General features: G+C 68.9%; 26 protein-coding genes. 3 read left to right on the top strand and 23 right to left on the bottom strand.

The window, feature by feature from the left end; all coding sequences use genetic code 11:
* Positions 1-5 precede the first annotated feature (5 nt).
* The 3 genes from GYB83_RS00640 to GYB83_RS00630 are packed head-to-tail and all read right to left on the bottom strand — an operon-like array spanning position 6 to position 2,145.
* Complete coding sequence (locus GYB83_RS00640) at positions 6-680, bottom strand: ABC transporter ATP-binding protein (protein WP_161893650.1); 675 nt, start codon at positions 678-680, stop codon at positions 6-8.
* A gap of 14 nt (positions 681-694) precedes the next feature.
* Positions 695-1,804, bottom strand: coding sequence for an L-cysteine desulfhydrase Cds1 (gene cds1 / locus GYB83_RS00635; RefSeq protein ID WP_161893649.1), 1,110 nt, complete (start codon positions 1,802-1,804; stop codon positions 695-697).
* Positions 1,801-2,145: a DUF4229 domain-containing protein gene (locus tag GYB83_RS00630; protein WP_161893648.1), complete on the bottom strand. Its 345-nt coding sequence runs from the start codon at positions 2,143-2,145 to the stop codon at positions 1,801-1,803. The genes cds1 and GYB83_RS00630 overlap by 4 nt, the downstream gene beginning before the upstream one ends.
* A 200-nt stretch (positions 2,146-2,345) precedes the next feature.
* On the opposite strand from GYB83_RS00630, the gene GYB83_RS00625 reads away from it, so the two are divergent.
* Both GYB83_RS00625 and GYB83_RS23310 read left to right on the top strand, forming a co-directional pair.
* Positions 2,346-2,570 (top strand): BldC family transcriptional regulator, encoded by a 225-nt coding sequence (locus tag GYB83_RS00625; RefSeq protein ID WP_161893647.1) that lies wholly within the window; start codon positions 2,346-2,348, stop codon positions 2,568-2,570.
* 71 nt (positions 2,571-2,641) lie between these two features.
* A complete protein-coding gene (locus tag GYB83_RS23310) occupies positions 2,642-2,803 on the top strand; it encodes a hypothetical protein (protein ID WP_186349687.1) in 162 nt (53 codons plus the stop codon).
* 65 nt (positions 2,804-2,868) lie between these two features.
* Here the strand turns inward: GYB83_RS23310 and ccsB are convergent, their stop codons facing one another.
* The 16 genes from ccsB to GYB83_RS00545 all read right to left on the bottom strand — a co-directional run bounded on the left by ccsB (position 2,869) and on the right by GYB83_RS00545 (position 17,825).
* Positions 2,869-3,864: a c-type cytochrome biogenesis protein CcsB gene (gene ccsB, locus GYB83_RS00620; protein WP_161893646.1), complete on the bottom strand. Its 996-nt coding sequence runs from the start codon at positions 3,862-3,864 to the stop codon at positions 2,869-2,871.
* A 32-nt stretch (positions 3,865-3,896) separates the two neighbouring features.
* On the bottom strand, positions 3,897-5,546 hold the full coding sequence (gene resB / locus GYB83_RS00615) for a cytochrome c biogenesis protein ResB (protein WP_161893645.1): 1,650 nt from the start codon (positions 5,544-5,546) through the stop codon (positions 3,897-3,899).
* Complete coding sequence (locus GYB83_RS00610) at positions 5,543-6,352, bottom strand: cytochrome c biogenesis CcdA family protein (RefSeq protein ID WP_161893644.1); 810 nt, start codon at positions 6,350-6,352, stop codon at positions 5,543-5,545. Before GYB83_RS00610 ends, resB begins: the two co-directional genes overlap by 4 nt.
* Positions 6,349-6,939, bottom strand: coding sequence for a TlpA family protein disulfide reductase (locus GYB83_RS00605; RefSeq protein ID WP_161893890.1), 591 nt, complete (start codon positions 6,937-6,939; stop codon positions 6,349-6,351). The genes GYB83_RS00610 and GYB83_RS00605 overlap by 4 nt, the downstream gene beginning before the upstream one ends.
* A 5-nt stretch (positions 6,940-6,944) precedes the next feature.
* Positions 6,945-7,571, bottom strand: a complete 627-nt coding sequence (locus GYB83_RS00600) for a histidine phosphatase family protein (protein ID WP_161893643.1) — start codon at positions 7,569-7,571, stop codon at positions 6,945-6,947.
* Entirely contained in the window at positions 7,571-8,914 is a 1,344-nt protein-coding gene (gene hemL / locus GYB83_RS00595; RefSeq protein WP_161893642.1) for a glutamate-1-semialdehyde 2,1-aminomutase, read from the bottom strand. The genes GYB83_RS00600 and hemL overlap by 1 nt, the downstream gene beginning before the upstream one ends.
* Before the next feature lie 91 nt (positions 8,915-9,005).
* A complete protein-coding gene (locus GYB83_RS00590) occupies positions 9,006-9,899 on the bottom strand; it encodes an SGNH/GDSL hydrolase family protein (RefSeq protein WP_228461103.1) in 894 nt (297 codons plus the stop codon).
* Positions 9,892-10,536: a transport-regulating membrane protein Mce1N gene (mce1N, locus tag GYB83_RS00585; protein ID WP_161893641.1), complete on the bottom strand. Its 645-nt coding sequence runs from the start codon at positions 10,534-10,536 to the stop codon at positions 9,892-9,894. Before mce1N ends, GYB83_RS00590 begins: the two co-directional genes overlap by 8 nt.
* The gene (locus tag GYB83_RS00580) at positions 10,533-11,009 is read right to left on the bottom strand and encodes a hypothetical protein (protein ID WP_186349686.1); all 477 of its coding nucleotides are present in this window, start codon (positions 11,007-11,009) and stop codon (positions 10,533-10,535) included. The genes mce1N and GYB83_RS00580 overlap by 4 nt, the downstream gene beginning before the upstream one ends.
* Positions 11,006-11,566, bottom strand: coding sequence for a hypothetical protein (locus GYB83_RS00575; protein WP_161893640.1), 561 nt, complete (start codon positions 11,564-11,566; stop codon positions 11,006-11,008). Before GYB83_RS00575 ends, GYB83_RS00580 begins: the two co-directional genes overlap by 4 nt.
* 89 nt (positions 11,567-11,655) lie before the next feature.
* Positions 11,656-12,633: a porphobilinogen synthase gene (gene hemB / locus GYB83_RS00570; RefSeq protein ID WP_161893639.1), complete on the bottom strand. Its 978-nt coding sequence runs from the start codon at positions 12,631-12,633 to the stop codon at positions 11,656-11,658.
* 2 nt (positions 12,634-12,635) lie between these two features.
* Positions 12,636-14,258, bottom strand: a complete 1,623-nt coding sequence (locus GYB83_RS00565; RefSeq protein ID WP_161893638.1) for a bifunctional uroporphyrinogen-III C-methyltransferase/uroporphyrinogen-III synthase — start codon at positions 14,256-14,258, stop codon at positions 12,636-12,638.
* Positions 14,259-14,373: 115 nt separating this feature from the next.
* Entirely contained in the window at positions 14,374-15,294 is a 921-nt protein-coding gene (gene hemC / locus GYB83_RS00560) for a hydroxymethylbilane synthase (protein WP_161893887.1), read from the bottom strand.
* 168 nt (positions 15,295-15,462) lie between these two features.
* Positions 15,463-16,809, bottom strand: coding sequence for a glutamyl-tRNA reductase (locus GYB83_RS00555; protein WP_161893637.1), 1,347 nt, complete (start codon positions 16,807-16,809; stop codon positions 15,463-15,465).
* A 150-nt stretch (positions 16,810-16,959) separates the two neighbouring features.
* Entirely contained in the window at positions 16,960-17,220 is a 261-nt protein-coding gene (locus GYB83_RS00550; RefSeq protein WP_161893636.1) for a glutaredoxin family protein, read from the bottom strand.
* A gap of 20 nt (positions 17,221-17,240) precedes the next feature.
* Complete coding sequence (locus tag GYB83_RS00545) at positions 17,241-17,825, bottom strand: TIGR00645 family protein (RefSeq protein ID WP_228461102.1); 585 nt, start codon at positions 17,823-17,825, stop codon at positions 17,241-17,243.
* A 161-nt stretch (positions 17,826-17,986) separates the two neighbouring features.
* On the opposite strand from GYB83_RS00545, the gene GYB83_RS00540 reads away from it, so the two are divergent.
* Positions 17,987-19,120 carry an HAD family hydrolase gene (locus GYB83_RS00540; protein WP_161893634.1) on the top strand — a complete coding sequence of 378 codons (1,134 nt, stop codon included), beginning with the start codon at positions 17,987-17,989 and terminating at the stop codon, positions 19,118-19,120.
* A gap of 78 nt (positions 19,121-19,198) precedes the next feature.
* On the opposite strand, the gene GYB83_RS00535 is transcribed toward GYB83_RS00540, so the two are convergent.
* From GYB83_RS00535 to GYB83_RS00520, 4 genes are all read right to left on the bottom strand, one after another.
* Positions 19,199-20,269: a lysophospholipid acyltransferase family protein gene (locus GYB83_RS00535; protein ID WP_161893633.1), complete on the bottom strand. Its 1,071-nt coding sequence runs from the start codon at positions 20,267-20,269 to the stop codon at positions 19,199-19,201.
* 83 nt (positions 20,270-20,352) lie between these two features.
* Complete coding sequence (locus tag GYB83_RS00530; protein ID WP_161893632.1) at positions 20,353-21,408, bottom strand: NAD-dependent epimerase/dehydratase family protein; 1,056 nt, start codon at positions 21,406-21,408, stop codon at positions 20,353-20,355.
* Between the two features lie 58 nt (positions 21,409-21,466).
* Positions 21,467-21,568 (bottom strand): 30S ribosomal protein bS22, encoded by a 102-nt coding sequence (locus GYB83_RS00525; protein ID WP_003402602.1) that lies wholly within the window; start codon positions 21,566-21,568, stop codon positions 21,467-21,469.
* 275 nt (positions 21,569-21,843) lie between these two features.
* A complete protein-coding gene (locus GYB83_RS00520; RefSeq protein ID WP_161893631.1) occupies positions 21,844-22,086 on the bottom strand; it encodes a helix-turn-helix domain-containing protein in 243 nt (80 codons plus the stop codon).
* Between the last annotated feature and the right edge of the window lie 116 nt (positions 22,087-22,202).

Here is a 22,202-nt window from a genome sequence, read left to right as displayed (position 1 = left end):
GCCGATCAACCCGCCACGCGGCCGTCGCTCACGGTCACCACCCGGTCGCAGGCCGACGCGGCCGCCGCATCATGGGTCACCATCAACACGAGTCGGTTCGGATTCTCGTGGGCGACGTCGGCGAGGAGCGCGAGGACGTCCGCGCCGGTGTGCGAGTCCAGATTGCCTGTCGGTTCGTCGGCGAGCACGATCGTCGGCTCCATGATCAGCGATCGCGCGATCGCCACCCGCTGCATCTGTCCGCCGGACAGTTCCGACGGCCGATGATCGATCCGATGTCCGAGGCCGACGCGCTCCATCAGTTCGACGGCGCGGGGTTTGGCCTTCGCCAGAGACCGGGAGTCCAGGAGCATCGGCAGGGCGACGTTCTCCCACGCCGACAGGGTCGGCACCAGGTTGAAGAACTGGAAGATGAAGCCGACGCGACGTCGCCGGAACTCCGACGCGGCGTCGTCCGACAGCGCGGTCAGGTCGACGCCGTCCACCCGGATCGACCCGGACGTCGGAGCGTCGAGGGCCCCGATGATGTGCAGCAGCGTCGACTTGCCCGCTCCCGACGGTCCGACGACGGACACGAACTGGCCGCCGTCCAAGGTGAGGGACGCGCCGTCGAGCGCGCGGACCGTCTCCGTCCCCATCCGGTACTCCCGGACCAGGTCGACGGCGTCGACGACGGGCATGGCTGGACCTCCTGTCAGGAGTTCCAGACCCCCGTGGCGAAGTACTCGGCGAGGACTGCGGTCGGCGGGTCCAGATCGAGTTCTTGCTCGGCCACCCAGTCGTCGTTGTAGTAGGTGTGATCGTAGCGGTCGCCGCTGTCGCACAGGAGCGTGACCACGCTGCCCGCCCGACCCTCGTCGACCATCTCCCCCATCAGTGCGCACGCACCCCAGAAGTTGGTGCCGGTGGACCCGCCCACCCGACGACCGAGCCGGGCGCTCAGGAATCGCGCCGCGGCGACCGACGCGGCGTCGGGCACCCCGATCATCCGATCGATCACCTGCGACACGAACGACGGCTCCACCCGAGGGCGGCCGATCCCCTCGATCCGCGAGCCGCCGGTGGACGTGATCGAACCGTCGCCCGCCTCGTACGCGGGCAGGAAGACGGAGTTCTCCACATCGACGACGGCGAGCCGGGTGTCGTGCTGCTGGTAGCGCAGGTAGCGGCCGAACGTCGCGGACGTGCCGCCCGTCCCGGCCCCGACGACGATCCACTCCGGCACCGGGTGCGGTTCGCCGCGCATCTGCGCGAACACCGATTCGGCGATGTTGTTGTTGCCGCGCCAGTCGGTGGCCCGCTCGGCCATCGTGAACTGGTCGATGAAGTGTCCGCCGAGTTGGGCTTCGAGCTGCGACGCGGCGGCGTAGATCTCGGTCGGCGAGTCGACGAAGTGGCAGCGTCCGCCCTGCGCCTCGATCAGCTCCGTCTTACGCGGCGAGGTCCCCGTCACCATGACAGCGACGAACGGGACGCCGATGAGCTTGGCGAAGTACGCCTCCGACACCGCGGTCGAACCCGACGACGCCTCGATGACCGTGGTGTCGGGGCCGATCCATCCGTTGCACAATGCGTACAAGAACAGCGACCGGGCGAGCCGATGCTTCAACGACCCCGTCGGATGCGTCGACTCGTCTTTCAGATACAGGTCGACGCCGCCCGCCTCGGTCCGCGACCAAGCCGGAAGGTCGACCTTCAGCAGGTGCGTGTCCGCGCTCCGCAGCGCGTCGGCCCCGATCCGCCGGACCGCCTCCGCCGTCCACGATCGATCGGACGGACGGTCGACGACCCGCGTGCCGGTCACTTCGAATCGCCCCGCAGGCGCGCCTGGAGTTCGTCGTGACGCGCGCTGCGTGCGGCGTCGATGCGCGTGATCTGGTCGTTCACGCGGAGCCGGAGGGTCTTGAACGCGACCATGCCGACCGGCAGGGCGATCAGGACGCCGAAGACCGCGGCCACGACGAGCGGAACGTCGACGCCCGCCGCCTTGCCCACGAAGAAGATGATCGCGGCGATCACGACGACGAGCGCGAGGCGGGCCGCCGTGTACAAGGCGATCGCGACGATCAGCGTTCCCGTCGTCGCGGGCTTGTCGCCGCCGTCGGTTGCCGCGGGCGCCTCATCGGCCGGAATCTCATTGCTCATGACACCTAGGATACGGGCCCTGACGTGCAACGGAACGTCAGCCAAAGGTCCCTCAACGGACATTACGGTCTCTTTACTTACACCTGACTGTTCGAGCAACCGCCCCACCTGCGTGTACTACTGGAAATCGGGACAAGGATCTCACCGACTTTTCCGGCGCACACCGCGCCCAGTCCCCCCACGAACCTCAGGAGGGTCCGATGACCGCAACCGCAGAGCATGACGAGCAGGCCGCCGAGTTGATCACCCCCGCGCTCGCCGCCCAGCACAACCTCACCCCCGGTCAGGTCGCGGCCATGTTCAACGTGAACCCCAAGACCGTGGCCCGCTGGGCGTCGTCCGGCGTCCTCAAGTCGATCCGCACCCCGGGCGGCCACCGCCGTTTCCGCGAGGCCGACGTCGTCGCCCTCCTCAATCGCGGCTGACCCTCGACGACACGACGGCCACGTCCTTCCCGACCTCGCGTAGCGTGGACGGGAAGGACGTGGCCGTTCTCGTGCCCTACATTCTCGCTGCCGCACTCATCTGCGCGATCGCGTTCGTGGCGTGGCGCCTCGTCGGAGCGTCACAGCCAGCCGACGTGGTGCCCGAATCGCGCCGCGCATCGCCTCGCGGCCCGGACGACGACCCCGACTTCCTGCGTTCGCTCGACTCCTGACACAACTTCGGCACTCGCCGCCGCGCTGAGCGCGGCCGCGAGTGCCGAAGTTGTTGTCGACCTCTTTACAGTCCCGCGTACGAGTGCAGACCCGAGACGACGAGGTTGATCGCGAACAGATTGAACAGCAGCGCGACGAATCCCGCGACGTTCACCCAGGCCGCGGCCTTGCGCCACCCCGCGGTCGCACGGGCGTGCAGGTACGCGGCGTAGATGACCCACGCGATGAACGACACGCTCTCCTTGGGGTCCCAGCCCCAGAAGCGGCCCCATGCGGCCTCCGCCCAGATCGCGCCGCAGATGATGCCGAGGCCGAACAGCGGGAAGCCGATGACGACGCACTTGTAGGCGAGGCGGTCGAGCGAGTCGGTGGACGGAAGGTGCCCGACGAGCCGCCGCAGGGCGCCGCCGACACCCGACGCGGTCTCGTCCGCGTCGGCGCTCCATCTCTGCTTCACCAGGTACAGCACGCTCGCGACACCGGACACGAGCAGCACGCCCGACGCGATCGAGATGATCGAGACGTGGATGGCGAGCCAGTACGACTTCAGTGCGGGAACGACCGGCGCGGGCTGCGTGTACAGGTACTTGCCGCCGATGAACAGCAGGAGCGTCACCGGGATCAGCACGAAGCTCATGAGCGGACGCTGCTCGCGGCGGCGGAGGACGACCAGGCCCGCGGCGACGCACGCGAACATGGTCAGCGAGATGAACTCGTACATGTTGCCCCACGGGGCGCGTTCGGTGGCGACACCGCGCAGCACGATCGATGCGAGGTGGGCGGCCGCACCGACCCACACGACGGGATACGCCATCGCGGCGAGGCGTTCCCCGTTGGAGCGACGAGGCGCGACGCTCGCGACGCGACCGGGGGTGCGGTCGCCGCCGACACCGCCCGCGGCGACGAGTTCGTTCTCCTGCGCCACCTCGATCTTGGCGTAGCGCGCCGATCCCAGCGACCAGAGGAGGAAGACCACCGCCAGCGCGTACACGGTGATCGACGTCGCATAGAACCAGTCGGAGAGCCGCGCCAGGTCTTCGTTGACGTAAGCGGTGTCCATCTACACTTCCCTCTTCTCGAGCTCGCGCGGCGTCACAGTCTGGCCCGCTTGCGCGTGTCGGCATCGGCCAGGAGGCCGTGTGCCTGTTCTTCGAAGCCTTCGCCCCAGCCCGCCTGATCGGTGCGGGCCAGTCCGGCCACTTCTACTACAGTACGTCGGACTTCGCCGTCGGGCACCAGTCGAGCCCAGATGCGGCGACGACGGATCAGCAGCGACGTCACGAGTCCGAGGACCATGACCACCGCGGAGATCAGCACGCCGTTCTGCGCCGGATCGTGCGACACCTGGACCGACACCCACCGCTTGTAGCCGTCGAACCGCACGCGGGTCCCGTCGTCGAGCACGGTGTCCTGTCCCACGTCGAGGTTCACCGACGCCTTGCGGACGAGTCGTCCCTGGTCGATGAGCTTCTGGTCGAGGGTGTACACGTTCTGCGGCTGTCCGGTGTCGATGCCGGTGTCGCCCCGGTAGACGCGGATCGCGACGGCCGGATCGTTCACGACGGGCGACTGCGAGTCGAGGAGCCCCTCGGAGTTCACCGAGGCGTGGCCGGGGACCTGGGTGTACACGGGATCCGGCGCGAAGAGGCCCTCGATCGCGATCTGGTTCTTCCGCCGCACGTCGGGATCGGGGAACATGCCCGCCGGGGTGTCGAACCGGACGGCGCCCTCGGACAGCATCGACTGGACCGACTGCGGGATGAACGGCGTGGTCTGCGTGCGCTTCTCCCCGTTCGGGAAGGTGACGGTGAACGTCGGCGCGAAGCCGTTCCCGAGCACGTAGACGCGGTCGCCCGCGATGCGGAGCGGCTTGTTCACCTGGACGGAGGTCGAGCTCCACGTGGCCGGGTCGGACGACGGGTCGTCCGTGTACGACACCTTCGCGTCGTACATCTCCGGCTGGCCCGACTTGAGGAACGTGGCCGAGAACTCGTCGACGCGGAAGCAGAACGGCGCGAGGCCGGTGCCGTCGACGAGGGCGCCCGACCGGAAGGAGTCGTAGACGGCCGTCGACGTGTTGCACAACACCTGGTCGCCGTCGGCGACGAGCGTGCGAGTGCCCTCGTAGCCGAACATCTTGCCCGCGGCGATCGTGACCAGCAGCGCGAGCAGCGCGAAATGGAAGACGAGGTTGCCGAACTCGCGGAGGTAGCCCTTCTCCGCGGACACCTCCACCGCTCCGTTCGGGTACCGCTCGGACGGTTCGACGACGACGGTCCGCGTCCGCCAGCCACGCAGGTTTCCGGTGATGCGGTCGGCGATCTCGGCGGGCTCGCCGTCGACGGTCTCGGTGATGTGTCGCGGAAGCCGCTTCAGGTTGCGCGGCGCGGCGACCGGCGGCGTGCGCAACGCCTTGTAGTGCTCCCAGATCCGCGGCGTGAGGCAACCGATCAAGGACACGAACAGCAGCACGTAGACGGCGGTGAACCAACTCGACGAGTACACGTCGAACAACTGCACTCGGTCCATCCACTCGCCGAGCGTGCCGTGCTTGTCGATGTAGGTGAGCGTCTTCTGTTCGTTCAGCGCCCGCTGCGGCAGGAGCGCCCCGGGGATGGCGGCGAGTGCGAGCAGGAACAACAGCGCGAGGGCCGTGCGCATCGAGGTGAGGCCGCGCCACGTCTTGCGGAGCGGGGTGATCAGGAAGCGCTGCAGCGGATTCGGCTTCGCCGGGCGGGTCATATCGGCAGCTCCACATCGTTGATCAGACTCATCCGGATCCAGTCGACGACGTCGTTCCACACGCCGGTCACGAGGAGCGCGCCGACCGCGATCAGCGCCACACCGCCGATGATCTGGATGGTGCGCGCGTGACGTCGGATGAATCCGAGGCTCCTCACCGCCCACGCCGACGACGCGGCGAGGATCAGGAACGGGATGCCCAAGCCCAGACAGTACGCCGTGACCAGGAGTGCTCCCCGCCACGCCGACGGCCCCTGCGTCGCCATCGAGACCGACAGGACGGCCCCGAGGGTGGCACTGCTGCACGGGATCCACCCGACTGCGAACACGGCGCCGAGCACCGGTGCGCCGAGCACGTTCGAGTAGCGGCGCGGCGACAGGCGCCTGTCGCGCTGCAGGAACGGGATCATCCCGAGCAGCACCAGGCCCATCACGATGGTCACGACGCCGCCGATCCGCTGCATCAACTGCAGGCGGTCGGCGTTGAGGAACACCGACGTCACGCCGAACACCGCGGCCGTCGCCAGCACGTAGACGACGGTGAAGCCGAGCACGAACAGCGCCGCCGCGCCGACGACGCGCCACCGGCCGTCCTTGCGCTTCTCGTCCGCGGTCACCGCGGGGGCCTCCGCCCCGACGAGTCCGGCCAGATAGGAGAGGTACCCGGGCACCAGCGGCACCACGCACGGCGACGCGAACGACACGAACCCGGTGATCATCGCGGCGCCGAGCCCGAGGATCAGCGGGCCGGAGGTGACGGTGGTCGCGAAGGTGTCGCCGACGGACGCGAGGTGGGCGGCGGTCATGCCGGCTCGTTCGCGACGGCCAGCACCGCCGCTGTCAGCTCGTCTTCGGTGATCGACTTCAGGAACACCTTGGCCGGACGATGCTGCCGGTCCAGGATCACCGTCGTGGGGACGGCACCGACCGGGACGCCGAGCGAGGCGAGCGACGCGCCGCCGTAGTCGTAGATCGAGCGGTAGGCGACCTTGTTGTCGCTGACGAAGTCCTGCGCGCTCGACTTGCTGTCGCGGAAGTCGATGCCGAGAAACGCCACGCCCTTGCCCTTGGTGGCCTGGTAGGTCGCGTCGAGTTCGGTGAACTCCTTGCGGCACGGCGCGCACCACGACGCCCACACGTTGAGGACGACGACGTCGCCCTTGAACTGGGACAACGACACCCTCTCGCCGGTCAGCAGATCGGGACCCTCGACGTCGCCGACGCTCTGCCGCGCCTCACGCGGGTAGTCGATGACGATCTTGCCGTCGGGCGACACGAACTGGTTGCCCTGATTCTGGGCGACGGCGTCGTCGCCGGTCGCACAGCCCGCGACGAGGGTCACGGCGGCGAGCAGTGCGGCGGCCGCGGCCGCGGCACGACGGAGTCGGGCCATACCGCTCACGCGCCCGTGATGCGGGGGTCCGACGCTCCGGCGGGCTCCGAGTAGACGATGTCGACGAGTTCGTCACCGTCGTAGACGAGGCTGGTCAGCGAGGCCAACGAGCACTGGCGGACGCGCGGGTCGTGCCAGAGACGCTTGCCTTCGAGGAACCGGCGCAGCGTGTAGACGGGCAGCTGGTGGCTCACGCAGACCGCTTCGTGGCCGCGGGCGGTGTCGCGCGCCTGGTTGGCCGCGGCGAGCATGCGATGCGCGATCTGGATGTACGGTTCGCCCCACGACGGGGTGAACGGGTCGCGCAGCTTGGGCCAGTGCCGGGGCTGACTGAGCGCACCGTCGCCGACCGCCACCTTGAGGCCCTCGAACTGGTTCCCGGCCTCGATGAGGTCGCCGATCGTGGTGATCTGGATGCCGTGCGCGTCGGCGATCGGCGCGGCGGTCTCCTGCGCACGCTGCAGCGGAGACGCGAAGACGTGCGAGATGTCGTGGTCGGCGAGCACGTCGGCGACGCGTTGTGCCTGTTCGCGGCCGTTCTCGGCGAGCCGGAAGCCGGGGAGGCGGCCGTACAGGATGCCCTCGGGATTGTGGACTTCGCCGTGGCGCATCATGTGGACGATCGTCTTCATCAGTTTCCTTCTCCGGGAGCGGTCGCTGCGGCAGCGGCGGCGGCAGCGGCGGGCAGGGCGGCGGCGATGCGCTCGAAAGCCGCGTCGTCGAGCGCCGCGGACACGAACCACGCTTCGAACGCGCTGGGCGGCGCGTAGACGCCGCCCGCGAGCAGTGCGTGGAAGAACGGCGCGAAGCGCCAGGTCTGTGTCTTCTTGACGCCGGCGTAGTCGACGATCGGCTCGTCGTCGTCGGTGAAGAAGAAGCTGAAGAGGTTGCCGGAGAACTGCACGCGGTGCGGCACCCCCGCCGCCGTCAGGGCCTCCGACACCATGCTCGCGACGCGGTCGGCGTTCGCGTCGAGCGTGGCGTACACGTCGGCGGTCGCGTTGCGCAGTGTCGCCAGGCCCGATGCGACGGCGACGGGATTCCCCGACAGGGTGCCTGCCTGGTAGACGGGTCCGGTCGGCGCGAGGTGTTCCATGACGTCGGCTCGACCGCCGAACGCGGCGGCGGGCAGGCCGCCGCTCATCACCTTGCCGAAGGTGTACAGGTCGCCGACCACGCCGTCGATCCCGTGGTAACCGGCCGGGCTCACGCGGAAGCCGGTCATCACTTCGTCCATGATGAGCAGCGCGTCGTTGCGGGCGGTGACGGCCCGCAGTCCCTCGTTGAAGCCCGCGATCGGCGCGACGGCGCCCATGTTGCCCGCGGCCGCCTCGGTGATGACGGCGGCGATGTCGGAGCCGTGCTCGGCAAACGCGGCCTCGACGGCGGCGAGGTCGTTGTATGGCAGGACGAGGGTGTCGTGGGCGGACGCCCCGGTGACTCCGGGCGACGTCGGCAGACCGAGGGTCGCGACACCCGAACCGGCGTCCGCGAGGAGCGCGTCGACGTGACCGTGATAACAGCCGGAGAACTTCACGATCTTGCTTCGACCGGTGAATCCGCGTGCCAGTCGCACCGCCGACATCGTCGCCTCGGTGCCCGAATTGACGAGCCGAAGACGCGAGACCGGGTCGACGCGGTCGATGATCTCCTCGGCGAGTTCGATCTCGCCGACGGTCGGCGCCCCGAAGGAGAGTCCGCCCGCTGCGGCCTTCTGCACCGCCTCGACGACGGCCGGATGTGCGTGTCCGAGGATCATCGGCCCCCAGGAACACACCAGGTCGACGTAGGTATTGCCGTCGACGTCGGTCAGCGTGCAGCCCGACGCCGAGGTGATGAAGCGCGGGGTGCCGCCGACCGCGGAGAACGCACGGACCGGGGAGTTCACACCGCCCGGCGTCGCATGCGCGGCGCGAGCGAAATACTCTTCGCTGCGCGCGGTGTTCGGTGCAGTGTTCAGCCCTGGTGCGACCATGACTTCCAGTGTCCCAAAACCTGCGCCGCGCACCCAATCGCCCCAGGTTGCTCTCAGGTTCGCCCGCCTGTCGTCGAGCGTCGGCGCGGTGTCAGCGCAGGGCGGCGTCGATCGCGTCCGCGATGGCGCGTTGCCCCGCGGCATTGGGGTGCATGACTATCCGCGACGTCCCGCCGACCATCGGTTCGATCCACCTGACCCCGGGCCGAGCGCACGCGTCGTGGCCTCGGGAACGTTCGGCCATGTCGACGAAGGTCGCACCCGCGGCGGTCGCGGCCTTCGCGACGGCCGCGTTCAGACCGGCTTCCACCCGTCGTACGTAGGCGATGTCGCCGTCGGCGAGCCGCACGGCCGGACGGCACGCCCGTTTCGCCGGGACCAGCCACGGATAGCCGACGATGAGCACCTCGGCGCGCGGCGCGCGGGAACGGATGTCGCGCAGGGCCCGCTCCACGGCGGGGCCGGTCTCGTCACGGACCGTGGTGATCGGATCCGAGCCGAGGTGTGTCCGGCAGGGCGAGCCGGTCGGATCGTCCGCCGCGTATTCCGCGCAGTCGCCCATCAGCGACGAGTACACCGAGCCGTCGTTGCCGCCGATCATCAGGGTCACCACGTCGGTGTCGGCTGTCACCGCGTCCAGCTGCGGGCCGACGCCGTCGTACTGGCTCTCGTAGAGGTGTGTGGTCGTCGCGCCGGCGCACGCGACGTCGGTCAGCCGGTAGTGTCGCCGCGCCGCGAGGACGGTCGCGGCGTCGAGCGAGGACCGCTGGCAGGTGAACTGCGAATCCGGCTGCAGCGGCATGGTGCCGGTGCCCGCCGCGAAGCTGTCGCCGAGGTTCACGTAGCGGACGGCTCGCGCGACCGGTGTCGTCGGCGCGGCCGTCGGACGGTCCGGCGTCATCCAGAGCGCGCCGCCGACAATGGCGACGAGGCACACCACGACGACGACCGCCGCGGCCCAGGGCGCCTTCTTCAGGTCAGTCACCGCTGGTCGACGAGCCCTTCGGCGCGAGGCCGAGCTTCACGGCGAGGTGCGCTTCGGTCAGTTCCCCGCGGAACCGGTCGACGTCGCGGGCCCACGCCTGCGCGAGCTTGCCGTTCGTCAGCTTGACGCCGACGCCCTTGCGGCGCCGCGGCACCGCGTGCAGTTCGCCGATGGCCGGGGCGCTCTCCCAGTCCTTGGCGTCCTCACCACGGTTCTCCGGGTAGATCGTCACGATGTCGTCGAGGGCGATCGTCTTGGTCCCCTGTTGCAGCGTCTGCTCGGTGAGACGCACCGACACGTGGCGTCGGGCGGCGACGACCTGCAGGATCGAGAACCCGATCAGGACGACGCCGAAGATGGTGAGGACCTCCCAGTGGATGCGTCCCTTGCCCGCGATCTCCAACCACAACGTCAGCGCGAGCAGCACCGGGCCGATCGCCACGACCCACCAGCTGCCGCCGGGCTCGTAGAACAGGGTGTCGCCGACGTCTTCGGGGATCGGCGTCGGTTCGACGACGTCGTCCGGCTCGTCGACGTCCGCGTCGGCGTCGATCTCGTCGAGCTCGGGATCGTCGAGTTCGGGATCGTCGAGTTCGGGATCGGTGTGGTCGGGATCGGTGCGGTCGCGGTCGGTCACTCGGCGTCGTCCGTGTTCGTAGTCAGGGCGGGTTCGCAGTCGCCGTTCAGTACGCAGTTGAACCACTTGTCCGACTGCGGGCGGTACGCGAGGAGCGAACCGGCGAGACCGACGACGGCACAGGCCAGGACGACGGCGAGTCCGCTGCTCTGGAAGCCGATGGTCAGCGGCAGCAGCATCGCGACGACGACGCACGTGAGCGCCGACAGCGACGACCGCCACTGCAGTTCCCCGCGGTACGTCTTCGCTCCGAGCAGCAGGTAGGCGACGCCGAGGACGACGACGAGCACGCCGAGGGCGAGCGGCCCGAACTCGAGGCCGACGTTGACCGACTGGTCGACGATGCCGAGCACCCCGAGCGCGATGAGCAGCGCTCCGGAGAGCATCCACAGGCGCATGGCCCACACGACGAGGGCGGGTCGTTCCTTCGGATCGGGCTTGGGTCCCCGCTTCCTGGGTTTGATCTCGATCACCGAGCTCCGCCATTCTGTCGATCGCGGCCGTTCTGTCGATTACGGGTGCGCCACGCCGCGACGTCGCGGCAGTACACCGCGGTGTCCCGGTGCATCAGAGCCACGAGCACGCCGATGGCGGCGACACCGCCGATGATCTCGAAGACCATCGCCCATGCAGGAACGGTAGCCCCGCCGTCGCTGTCGGATGTGATGAACAGTGCGATCACCGCGAAGAACAACTGGACGACGAGGAACGCGCCGAAGACGCCGAGCACCTGACGTGCCCAGTTGCGTCCGTCCCAGACGAACTTGACCACCACCGCCGAGACCACGGCGAGCAGGACGATCGAGAACGCGGTGACGGCCACCGCGAGCGCCGTCGCGCTCACGGGCACGTCCTCGCCGTTCTTGCGCATCTCCTCCAGGTACTTCTGCGACGTGTCGAACGCGATCGGGTACCGGGCGATCATCGTGATCAGCTCGGCCAGCACCACTGCGCCCCACAGCTCCACAGCGAGTCTCACGCTGTCCGGGCGTACGGGCGCGTCCGATGTCTCTGGTCCGGGGACGGTCATGCCCACCAGGGTAGTCGGCCGGGCGCAAACGCCTCGCACAGCGCTCCCGCGCCGCAATCCGCCCACGTCAGCGGGCGGGCGGACATGCGTCAGATGCGCCGGGCGATGTCGACGGCGGCGTACGTGAGGACGATCGACGCGCCCGCGCGGACGATGGACAGCACGGACTCGAGGAACGCCGCGTCGGCGTCGATCCAGCCGTTCGCTCCCGCTGCGGCGATCATCGAGTACTCGCCGCTCACCTGGTAGGCGGCCACCGGGGCGTCGGTGCGATCGGCGACGTCGCGCACGATGTCGAGGTAGCTCATGGCGGGCTTCACCATCACCATGTCGGCGCCCTCATCGAGGTCCGCGAGGAGTTCGCGCTGCGATTCGAGACGATTGGCCGGGTCCTGCTGATAGGTGCGGCGGTCGCCCTGCAGCGACGATCCGACGGCCTCTCGGAACGGACCGTAGAACGCCGACGCGTACTTGGCCGTGTACGCGAGGATCGACACGTCGGCGAAACCGGCGTCGTCGAGCGCCGCGCGGATGGCTGCCACCTGGCCGTCCATCATCCCGCTCGGGGCGACGACGTGCGCACCCGCTCGCGCCTGCGCGAGCGCCATCGACTCGTAGCGCGGAAGGGTCGCGTCGTTGTCGACACGCCCGTCGTCGGTGAGGACTCCGCAGTGTCCGTGATCGGTGAACTCGTCGAGGCACGTGTCGGCCATCAGCACCGTGCTGTCGCCGAGATCGTCGCGGAGCACCCGCAGGGCACGGTTGAGGATTCCGTCGGGATCGTCCGCACCGGAGCCGACCGCGTCCTTGTCCGAGGGGACCGGGACGCCGAACAGCATCAGTCCGCCGACACCGGCCGCGACCGCCTCCGCGGCGGCCGTCCGCAGCGATTCGATCGTGTGCTGGTACACGCCCGGCATCGAGGTGATCTCGCGCGGCGCGTCGATGCCGTCGGCGACGAACATCGGCAGCACGAGCTGCGCGGGGTCCAGTCGCGTCTCGGCGACGAGCCTGCGCATGGCGGGCGTGGTGCGCAGACGACGCGGCCTAGGCTGTCCGCTGTTCATGGTCACGACCGCGAACGACGGGACTTCTTACGCGGCGGCGGCAGCGCGCCCTCGGCGCGCAGCTGCGCGGCGTGCGCCGCGAGCGCGTCGACCAGTTCGGGGATCGACGCCGACTCCGGCTGCACGTCCACGCGCAGTCCGAACTCGACGGCGGTCTCGGCGGTCTTCGGGCCGATGCACGCGACGATGGTCCGCGCATGCGGCTTGCCTGCGATGCCGACCAGGTTGCGGACGGTGCTGCTCGAGGTGAAGCAGACGGCGTCGAATCCGCCGGTCTTGATCATCTCGCGCGTCTCGACCGGCGGCGGCGCCGCACGGACCGTGCGGTACGCGGTCACGTCGTCGATCTCCCAGCCGCGGTCGCGCAGGCCCTCCGACAGCGTCTCGGTCGCGATGTCGGCGCGGGGCAGCAGGATGCGGTCCACCGGGTCGAACACCTCGTCGTACGGCGGGAACTCGTCGAGGAGTCCGAGCGACGACTGCTCACCGCTCGGCAGCAGTTCGGGGTTGACGCCGAACGAACGGACCTTCTCCGCGGTCGCCTCGCCGACGCAGGCGATCTTGACGCCCGAGAACGCGCGGGCGTCGAGCCCGAACTCCTCGAACTTCTCCCACACCGCGCGGACCGCGTTGGTCGAGGTGAACACGACCCACTGGTAGCGGCCGTCGACGAGGCCCTTGACCGCGCGTTCCATCTGCGCCGGGCTGCGCGGGGGTTCGACGGCGATCGTCGGGACCTCGCGCGGGATGGCCCCGTGCGATTCGAGGCGCTCGCTCATGTCCGCGGCCTGGTCCTTGGTGCGCGGCACCAGGACAGTCCAGCCGTACAGTGCGCGCGACTCCCACCACGAGAACTTCGCCCGCTGGGTGACGACCTTGCCGACGGTCAGGACCAGCGGGCCGGTGAGGGCGTTGCCGAGGTCGTTGACGGTGGCGAGGGTCGCCTCGATGGTGCGCTGCGCACAGGTGGTTCCGTTGACGGTGATCGCGACCGGCGTCTGCGGGGCCACGCCGTGTTCGACGAGTTCGCTCGCCAGCTCCGCGAGATGCCCGGACGTCGCGTGCAGGACCAGCGGTCCGGGGGCCGCGGCGAGGGCGGCCCAGTCGACGTCTCCGCGCACGTCGGCGACGGTGTGGCCGGAGCCGATCGGCATGCCGGCGAAGCTGGGGACCACGGCGTCGGCGGGGATGCCGGGGAGCACCTCGAATCCGACGGAGGTGCGGGCGACGGCGCTGATCTCGGCGAGCACCGAGTCGGCGCTCATCGGATCGCCCGCGACCACGCGGACCACGTTGACACCGGTCTTCGCCTCCGCGACGAGGGTCTTGGCGACCTGAGCGGGATCTCCGAGAGCCGGGCGGACCACGTCGACGACGTCCTGCTCGGCGGCTTCGGCCGCTGCCGCTTCCGCGGCCTTGCGACCCGCGCGGGTCGGCACCGGCTCGGCCTGGGCGTGAGCGGAGCCGATCAGGGCGACGACACCGGAGGGAACATCGGGGTCGACGAACGCCGATGTGGCGTTCACCAGCACGTTCTGCGCTTTGACAGTCAGGAGATCCGGGTTACCGGGACCCGACCCGACGAACAGGATCCGGCCGGGTTTAGCATTCTTCGTACGGCTCATGCGTGCGCACTCTCCTACCCCCGCCAGGGGGCTGCAGTTCGTTCGACGTCCGGTGTCCACCCGGGCCGTCGACTTCCTGGTGCCGGGGCGTGCGCGTCCGTCGTCTGCGTCCGGATCAGTGTCCGGGCACGTAGTCGGCCGCGCCGAGCTCCAGCAGTTCGGCGGCGAGACGCTCCCCGAGTTCGACGGCACGATCCACCGGGCCCACCACCGAAGCGCGGATCACATCGGATCCGTCCTCGGCCGCCACTCCCGCGCGAAGCGAGAGCTCGTCGAAGATGCGCCCACCGGAATCGATCGACTCGACCACCTCGGCGATCGCTCCGACCGGGGCGGTGCATCCGGCCTCGAGGGCCGCGAGCACCGCGCGTTCGGCGTCGACCGCTGCACGGGTGGACGGGTCGTCCAACTCGGCGAGAATTCTCACCAGTTCGGCATCGTCGGCGAGACACTCGACGGCCAGGGCCCCCTGCGCCGGAGCGGGCAGCATGACCACGGGGTCAAGCGCCTCGGTGACTGCATCGGTTCGACCGATGCGCACCAGTCCGGCTCGGGCGACCACTACCGCGTCCAGTTCCCCGTTCGCGACTCTGCCCAACCGAGAGTCAAGGTTGCCTCGTAGGGGGCGAATTTCCAAACCGAGACCGAGTGCTCTAAGCTGCGCGGCCCGACGCGGCGACGACGTTCCGATCGTCGACCCCGACGGCAGTTCGCCGAGGACCATTCCGTCCCTGCTGACCAGCGCGTCTCTGGGGTCGACGCGCTCGGGGACGGCCGCCATCTTCAAGTCTGCTTCGGGGGCCGTCGGAAGGTCCTTGTAGGAGTGGATCGCGGCGTCGCAGACACCGTCGCGCAGGGCGGTGCGGATGGCGGTGGTGAACACGCCGATGCCGATCTGGGCCACCGGCGCGGTCGACGTGTCGCCCGCCGTGCTGATGATGACGAGCTCGGCCGGGTGCCCGTTCGCGGTCAACCGGTCGGCGATCCCCTGCGCCTGCGTGGTCGCGAGCAACGATCCCCGCGTCCCGATGCGGATGACCCCCTTCGACGCTCCCCGCCCCTCAAGCGACGTTCCCGGCTCCCCTAGCGACGTTCCCGGCTCCCCGAGCGCAGTCGAGGGGTTGTCAGATGTAGACACGTGATTGACCGTCCTGTCGGTTCGAGGAGAGGTGGTGCGCCGGTACCGCTGGGGCGGTTCCGCCGGTCATGCGGACTCGGGGTCGCCGTTGCTCGCGACGCCCGAAACCGATTCGGCCGCACCTGGTTTGAGTTCGAAGAGCTCCCGGAGAGCCTCGGCGTAGTGATCGCCACGGCCGCTCGAGGCGAGTTGCTTCACCCGCACCGTCGGAGCGTGGAGGAGTTTGTCGGCGACGCGTCGCACCGCTTTGGCGACCTCGTCGCGCTGGGCGCCGTCCAGATCGGGGAGCCGGGTCTGCAGGCGCAGGATCTCGGCTTCGACGACGTCGGCGGCCCGCTGCCGCAGTGCCGCGACGGTCGGCGTCACCTCGGCCTGCCGCTGCGCGGCGAGGTATCCGGCCAGTTCGTCCGCGACGATCCCGCGCGCGGCGACGGCGTCCGCGTGCGCGGCCTTCGTCTCCTCGTCGTCCCGGAGTCCTTCGATGTCGACGACGGCGACGCCGGGCAACGCGGCGACGACGGGATCCACGTCGCGGGGGATGCCGAGATCACAGAACAGCAGTGGGGCGGGGTTGGTACGGCGAGTGAGCGCCGTGTGGACGTCGGCCACTCCGACGACGGAGCTGACCGACCCGGTACAGGTGACGACGACGTCGGCGTCGGCCATCGCATCGGCCATGGAGTCGATCGACGTGCCGTCGGCGACGATCCCGTATCGCTCGGAGACGAGCGCCGCGAGTTCGGTCGCGCGTTCGGCCGTGCGGTTGACGACGGTGATCTCCCGCACCCCGTCGCGCGCGAGCTGGCTCGTGGCGAGCGAGCCCATCGCACCCGCGCCGAAGACGACGGCGCGTCGGATCGGGGCCTGTGCCGCGCCGGCGTTCCGGACGGCCTGCGCGCGATGCAGCGCGACGGACACGACGGACGCGCCCGCCCTGTCGATGTCGGTCTCGTGGTGGACGCGCTTGCCGACGCGGAGCGCCTGCTGCGCGAGTTCGTGCAGGGTGCGTCCCGCCGATTTGTGCTGGTCGGCCTCGGTGTAGGCGGTTCGGATCTGGCCGAGGATCTGCTGTTCGCCGACGACCATCGAGTCGAGGCCCGCGGCGACCGTGAACAGGTGCTCGACGGCGGCCTCGGAGTAGTGCACGTAGGCGTGTCCGGTCAGCTCGGCGACCGTCATTCCGGTGTGGGCTCCGAACACGTCGCCGACCGCTTCCAGCGCCGGGTGGAACGCCTCGACGACCGCGTACACCTCGACGCGGTTACAGGTCGAGACGAGCATCGCCTCGGAGACCGCGGGTGAGCGGACGAGCGCCTCCACGAGCTTGGGGCGTTCGGTCTCGGAGACGGTGAGTCGTTCCAGAACGGACACCGGAGCACTCCGATGGGACACCCCGAACAACAAGACACTCACTGCATCGCCCGTTTCCAGCCAACCGGTGACCCGGCACCCGTGTGATGCCGATCCGATGGGCACGTGTGGTTCCAGGCTAGATCACTCGTCGGCACGAATGCACTTCCGCCCGGAACGATGTGGGATGTCAGACATCCGGTGGACACCGGGTTAACGCGCGGCGTCCAAGTCGGACCGCAGTCGCGGCTCGTCGACCTCCCAGTATCCGTGTTCGTCTCCGTCGACGACGATGACCGGCACCCGGTCGCCGTACTCGGCGCGGAGCGTCGGGTCGCCCGCCTCCGCGGCCGCGTCGACGTCGACGACCCGCGGGGTGAGCCCGTAGTCGGCGAGGATCCGGCGCAGGTCTTCTTCCGCGGAGGCACACGCGTGGCATCCCGCACGGGCCATGAGTTCGACGGTGACGTCCATGCCGTCAAGTCTGCCACCGGTCAGTGTTCGGCCTCCCGATGCAGCACGGCGGCCTTCGCCGAGATCCAGTCCACGTACGCGAGGCCGATCGCCGACGCGATGAACGCCATGTGGATGATCGTCTGCCACTTGAGCTGTTCGGCGGGGATGTTGGCGGCATTGATGAACGACTTGAGCAGGTGGATCGACGAGATGCCGATGATCGACATCGCCAGTTTGACCTTCAACACGTTCGGGTTCACGTGCGAGAGCCACTCCGGCTTGTCCCGGTGATCGTCCATGCTGATCCGGGACACGAACGTCTCGTATCCGCCGATGATCACCATGATCAGCAGGTTCGCGATCATCACCACGTCGACGAGACCGAGCACCAAGAGCATCACATCGGCCTCGGTGAAGTGATTGAAGTCCTTGACGAGGTGGACCAGTTCCTTCCAGAACACCACGACGTAGACGGCTTGCGCGACGATCAGCCCCAGATAGAGGGGCGCCTGCAGCCATCGGCTGACGAAGATCGTCGAGCCGATGAAGCCGACGAACGATCGGGGACGGGCCGGACGTGCCGTCGGGCTCGGTGCGAGTGTCGGTGCAGTGGGTTCGGTCACGATCGACGAAGATATCGAATCCGACTTCGCTCGTCGATCCACCGAACGATTCAAGTCGGGCACACCGAGCGGCCGACGCCACATCGAACGAGTCGCCGGCCCGCGATAGGCTTGGCAGCAATCCGCAGGAGCGGTACTCGTGACGAACGGGAGGTGGCCGCATGAGCCGCGATTCGATGGAACCTGATCATGAGCACACCCCTGAGGACGCCGCCCTCGCCGACTCCGATCTGAACGAGGCGCGCGAACTCGAGACCGAGCAGTTCGATGTCGATCACACGGTGGACGTGGACGGCGACGACGTCCCTCACGATCGTGACGGCGCTCGACTGCCGGACGACGCCGACTGGGACGGCCCGACCGAGGACGACGAGTTCCACCGCATGAGCGCGTGGCTCAACCGTCGCGCCGGACGGTTCCTGCAGACGGCCGAAGAGCTCCGCCAGACCCTCGCGGGCGAGGCGTCGGCACGCGCCGCGATCGAATCCCTCGGCAAGCGTGTCCCCGTCGACGACGTGCCGGGAGCCGACCTGACCGCAGCCGCGTTCTTCGACGTCGACAACACGCTCGTCCACGGCGCGTCGATCGTGCTGTTCGCGCGCGGTCTCGCATCGCGCAAGTACTTCTCGTACGGCGACATCGCGAGCTTCGCGTGGCAGCAGGCGAAGTTCCGGGTGACCGGCAAGGAGAACGCGGCCGACGTCGCACAGGGCAAGGACAAGGCGCTGTCGTTCATCGCGGGACGCGAGACGGCCGAACTCGTGGAACTGGGCGAGGACATCTACGACGAATTCATCGCCGACAAGATCTGGCCCGGCACGGCGGCCCTCGCCCAGCGTCATCTCGACGCGGGTCAGCAGGTGTGGCTGGTGACGGCCACGCCGGTCGAACTGGCGCAGACGATCGCCAAGCGCCTCGGCCTGACGGGCGCCCTCGGCACGGTCGCGGAGAGCGTCGACGGTCGATTCACCGGCAGGCTCGTCGGCGACATCCTCCACGGCCAGGGCAAGGCACACGCGGTCCGCACGATCGCCGTCCGCGAGGGGCTCGACCTCAAACGGTGCACGGCGTACTCGGATTCGCACAACGACGTGCCGATGCTGTCACTGGTCGGCACGGCCGTCGCGATCAACCCGGACACCGACCTCAAGGAGATCGCGCGCGTCCGCGGCTGGGAGGCGTACGACTTCCGCACCGCCCGCAAGGCCGCGAAGTACGGCATGCGTTCGGCCGTCGTCCTCGGCGTCGCCGGGGCATCGGTCGCCGGGGCCGCCCGCCTCCTCCGCCGCAGGTAGCCACAACGTGATGGCTTTCCGCCATTTGTAACGACATGTTCGTCACAAATGGCGGAAAGCCCACCGTGCCTGCGTATCTCAGCCGAGATAGACGCTGCCGCGGCGGGAGAGCATGCGGAAGAGGGTCTGCTGGATCTCTTCACGGACGTGATCGGTCAGGTCGAAGACCACGAGCGGGTCGTCGGCGGCCTGTTCGTCGTAGCCGTCGGTGGCGATCGGCTTGCCGAAGTGGATGTGCCACTTGGACGGCAGCGGGACCATGCCGAGCGGCCCGAGCCACGGGAACAGCGGCGTCACCGGGAAGTACGGGAGCCCGAGCGCGCGCGCGAACGGCTTGAGGTCGGCGACCATCGGATAGATCTCCTCCGACCCGACGATCGACACGGGGACGATCGGAGCCCTGGTCCGGATCGCCGTGGTGACGAACCCGCCGCGGCCGAAGCGCTGCAGTTTGTACCGGTCCTTGTACAGCTTGCCGATGCCCTTGAAGCCCTCGGGCCACACCGCTGTCAGTTCGCCGCGACGCAGGAGAGCCTCGGCGTCGGCGTTGCAGGCGAGGGTGGCCCCGATGCGGCGGGCGAGGTCGCTGATGACGGGCGTCTCGAACGCCATGTCGGCGGCGAGCACCCTCAGGTACCGCTCGTTCGGGTGATTGTCCCGGACGGCGAGCGACGTGATCAGGGCGTCGACGGGGATGGCTCCGGCGTGGTTGGCGACGAGCAGCGCGCCGCCGCTGGCCGGCAGGTTCTCGACTCCGGTCACCTCGACGCGGAACCACTTCTGGTACACCTGCCGCAGCGCCGGGAACCACACCGACTCGGCGAAGTGCGGATCGAAGCCGAAGTCGTCGACGGCGAAGTCGCCCGTCATCCGCTCCCGGATGAAGCCGGACGTCGCGATCAACGTGTCGGCGACCGCGCCGCGCAGTCCGCCGAGGCTGAACAGCGGCGAGTTCCGCACCGGCGTGATCGGCGACGGTTCGTCGTGCAGGTCGATGCCGTCGTGGATGGGTGTCACCGGAGCCGCGGGCCGTCCGAACCCGTCGGTGTTCGGGTGGCCGGACGGAGCGCGTCCGCCCATGCGGGGATCGGTGTAGAGAGCGATCACCTTGGCGGTGCGTGAATCGTTGGGCTTATGCGCCGCTGCCATGGAACTCCCCTCTCGCATCGTCGGCGGTCGTCCGCCGGATTTCACCGAATGTCTCGCTCACATACTACGGGCGCGGACACCCGTCATTGCAGTGCCGTGGCGGTCGCCACAGCGCGGGCTTCGAAGTCTCGCCACGTGTTCGCCGACAGCACCGGTTCGGTCTTGCCGCGGGTGATGAAGTCGTCCAGCGTCTCGAGGGTCGTGTACTTCGGTTCGAACCCGAACTCGCTGCGCATGCGCGTGTTGTCCAAGACACGGCCGTACGTGAGGTACGCGGTGTGTTCGGAACGGATCATGGGGACGCCGCCGTCCTGCAGTACGCCGATGAGCGGCGGGATGAGGCTCGGGGCCACCGGGAGCTGCACGTGTCCGGCTCGGTGGACGGCCTGGGCGAGCGTCACGACGCCGTCGCCGGACACGTTGAACGTGCCGGGCCGGGGACGCAGGGTCGCGTGTTCCATCGCCGCGAGGGCGTCCTCCTCGTGGAGGAACTGCAGGCGCGGCGAGAAACCGAACGCCGTCGGCACCAACGGCATCGACAGGTAGCCGCCCATGCGGGTCTTGACCCGCGGTCCGAGCATCGACTGGTAGCGGAGGATCGTCACGTCGATGTCCTGACGGCGGCGCGACAGCCCGCGGACGTAGCCCTCGACGTCGATGAGGTCGCGCCCGTACCCGTTGCGCGGCTCGCGGCGGGCACGTGTGCCTTCGGTGAACGACGCCGGGTCCTTCGCGGTGGCTCCGTACACCATCGCGCTCGACCGCAGGATGAGCCGCTTCACGGAGGGACTGCGCTGGCAGGCCGCACACACCTGCATGGAGCCGACGACGTTGAGTTCCTTGATCGCGGCGGAGTGCTCGACGTCGTCCATGATCGACGGAGCCGCGTGGACGACGGTGTCGACGTCGTAGGTGGCGATGGCCTTCGCGATGGCGGGACGACGGATGTCCAAACGCAGGAACTCCGCGCGTCCCATGCGACGCATCAGATCCTTGCGGGGGACGCGGGAGTCGACGGCGACCACCCGCTCGATCGCCGGGTTGGCCGCGAGGCGGGCGACGAGGTAGCCGCCGAGGAACGTCGATGCTCCGGTCACGAGCACCGAACGCGGTGCGTGCTGCTGGGTGTCGTCGCTCATGGCCTACAGAATAGTGCCGAAACGAAAGAACCCGCCCTGGTGGGGGCGGGTCCATCGATCACTTGCCGAGTTTACGACGCTGCACGCGAGTGCGGCGGAGCAGCTTGCGGTGCTTCTTCTTCGACATGCGCTTGCGGCGCTTCTTGATAACGGAACCCATGGGGCTCTCCCTCACGATCGATGGTGGTGTCCTCCGGCCACGGGGGCCGGCATTGTTGTCGGGGCCGTCGCCGACTCTTCAAGCTCGAATGAACCCAGGGGCGACAGCGACCTGATCGCCAATCCTACCGCCCGCATGAACATGAGGCGAAATCGGGCGGTCGGCGGGCCGATGCGGCACTGCCCGGCAAGACGGTGGCATCGATGAGACCCGGCAGAACGCGCACCGCCCGCCGTGCGTGGCGCGGCGGGCGGTGTGCGTGTATGCGTCGGTCTCTATCCGGCGTCGAAGTACGAGGTCTCGAGGTACTCGTGGACTGCCTTGGCGTGCACGCGGAACGAACGTCCCACGCGAACGGCGGGCAGTTCGCCGTTGTGCACCAGGCGGTACACGGTCATCTTCGACACACGCATCAGCGATGCGACTTCTGCGACGGTCAGGAACTGCGACGCGGACGCCGCGTTGGCGACACTGCGGTCGGCGATTTCGTTCCGTTCACCCGGCTTTTCTGCAGCCATGTATTCATTACCTCCGGTGCACGCATCGCGGCCACCGGCTTCCCCTCCGGCGGACATCAGACACGTACGTGCTGGTTGTACCTTAGCGTGGCGGGTGTGAATAGTGCGACGTGAGA

The sequence above is a fragment of the Gordonia spumicola genome (assembly GCF_009932475.1).
GTDB lineage: Bacteria > Actinomycetota > Actinomycetes > Mycobacteriales > Mycobacteriaceae > Gordonia > Gordonia spumicola.
Note: the sequence above shows the minus strand (reverse complement) of the source record. Positions and strands in the feature narration are given on the sequence as shown.

Coding starts and splice junctions, on each gene's coding strand:
- GYB83_RS00640 (WP_161893650.1), bottom strand. CDS start 680: ATGCCCGTCGTCGACGCCGTCGACCTGGTCCGGGAGTACCGGATGGGG.
- GYB83_RS00630 (WP_161893648.1), bottom strand. CDS start 2,145: ATGAGCAATGAGATTCCGGCCGATGAGGCGCCCGCGGCAACCGACGGC.
- GYB83_RS00625 (WP_161893647.1), top strand. CDS start 2,346: ATGACCGCAACCGCAGAGCATGACGAGCAGGCCGCCGAGTTGATCACC.
- ccsB (WP_161893646.1), bottom strand. CDS start 3,864: ATGGACACCGCTTACGTCAACGAAGACCTGGCGCGGCTCTCCGACTGG.
- resB (WP_161893645.1), bottom strand. CDS start 5,546: ATGACCCGCCCGGCGAAGCCGAATCCGCTGCAGCGCTTCCTGATCACC.
- GYB83_RS00610 (WP_161893644.1), bottom strand. CDS start 6,352: ATGACCGCCGCCCACCTCGCGTCCGTCGGCGACACCTTCGCGACCACC.
- GYB83_RS00605 (WP_161893890.1), bottom strand. CDS start 6,939: ATGGCCCGACTCCGTCGTGCCGCGGCCGCGGCCGCCGCACTGCTCGCC.
- GYB83_RS00600 (WP_161893643.1), bottom strand. CDS start 7,571: ATGAAGACGATCGTCCACATGATGCGCCACGGCGAAGTCCACAATCCC.
- hemL (WP_161893642.1), bottom strand. CDS start 8,914: ATGGTCGCACCAGGGCTGAACACTGCACCGAACACCGCGCGCAGCGAA.
- GYB83_RS00575 (WP_161893640.1), bottom strand. CDS start 11,566: ATGACCGTCCCCGGACCAGAGACATCGGACGCGCCCGTACGCCCGGAC.
- hemB (WP_161893639.1), bottom strand. CDS start 12,633: ATGAACAGCGGACAGCCTAGGCCGCGTCGTCTGCGCACCACGCCCGCC.
- GYB83_RS00565 (WP_161893638.1), bottom strand. CDS start 14,258: ATGAGCCGTACGAAGAATGCTAAACCCGGCCGGATCCTGTTCGTCGGG.
- GYB83_RS00550 (WP_161893636.1), bottom strand. CDS start 17,220: ATGGACGTCACCGTCGAACTCATGGCCCGTGCGGGATGCCACGCGTGT.
- GYB83_RS00540 (WP_161893634.1), top strand. CDS start 17,987: ATGAGCCGCGATTCGATGGAACCTGATCATGAGCACACCCCTGAGGAC.
- GYB83_RS00535 (WP_161893633.1), bottom strand. CDS start 20,269: ATGGCAGCGGCGCATAAGCCCAACGATTCACGCACCGCCAAGGTGATC.
- GYB83_RS00530 (WP_161893632.1), bottom strand. CDS start 21,408: ATGAGCGACGACACCCAGCAGCACGCACCGCGTTCGGTGCTCGTGACC.
- GYB83_RS00525 (WP_003402602.1), bottom strand. CDS start 21,568: ATGGGTTCCGTTATCAAGAAGCGCCGCAAGCGCATGTCGAAGAAGAAG.
- GYB83_RS00520 (WP_161893631.1), bottom strand. CDS start 22,086: ATGGCTGCAGAAAAGCCGGGTGAACGGAACGAAATCGCCGACCGCAGT.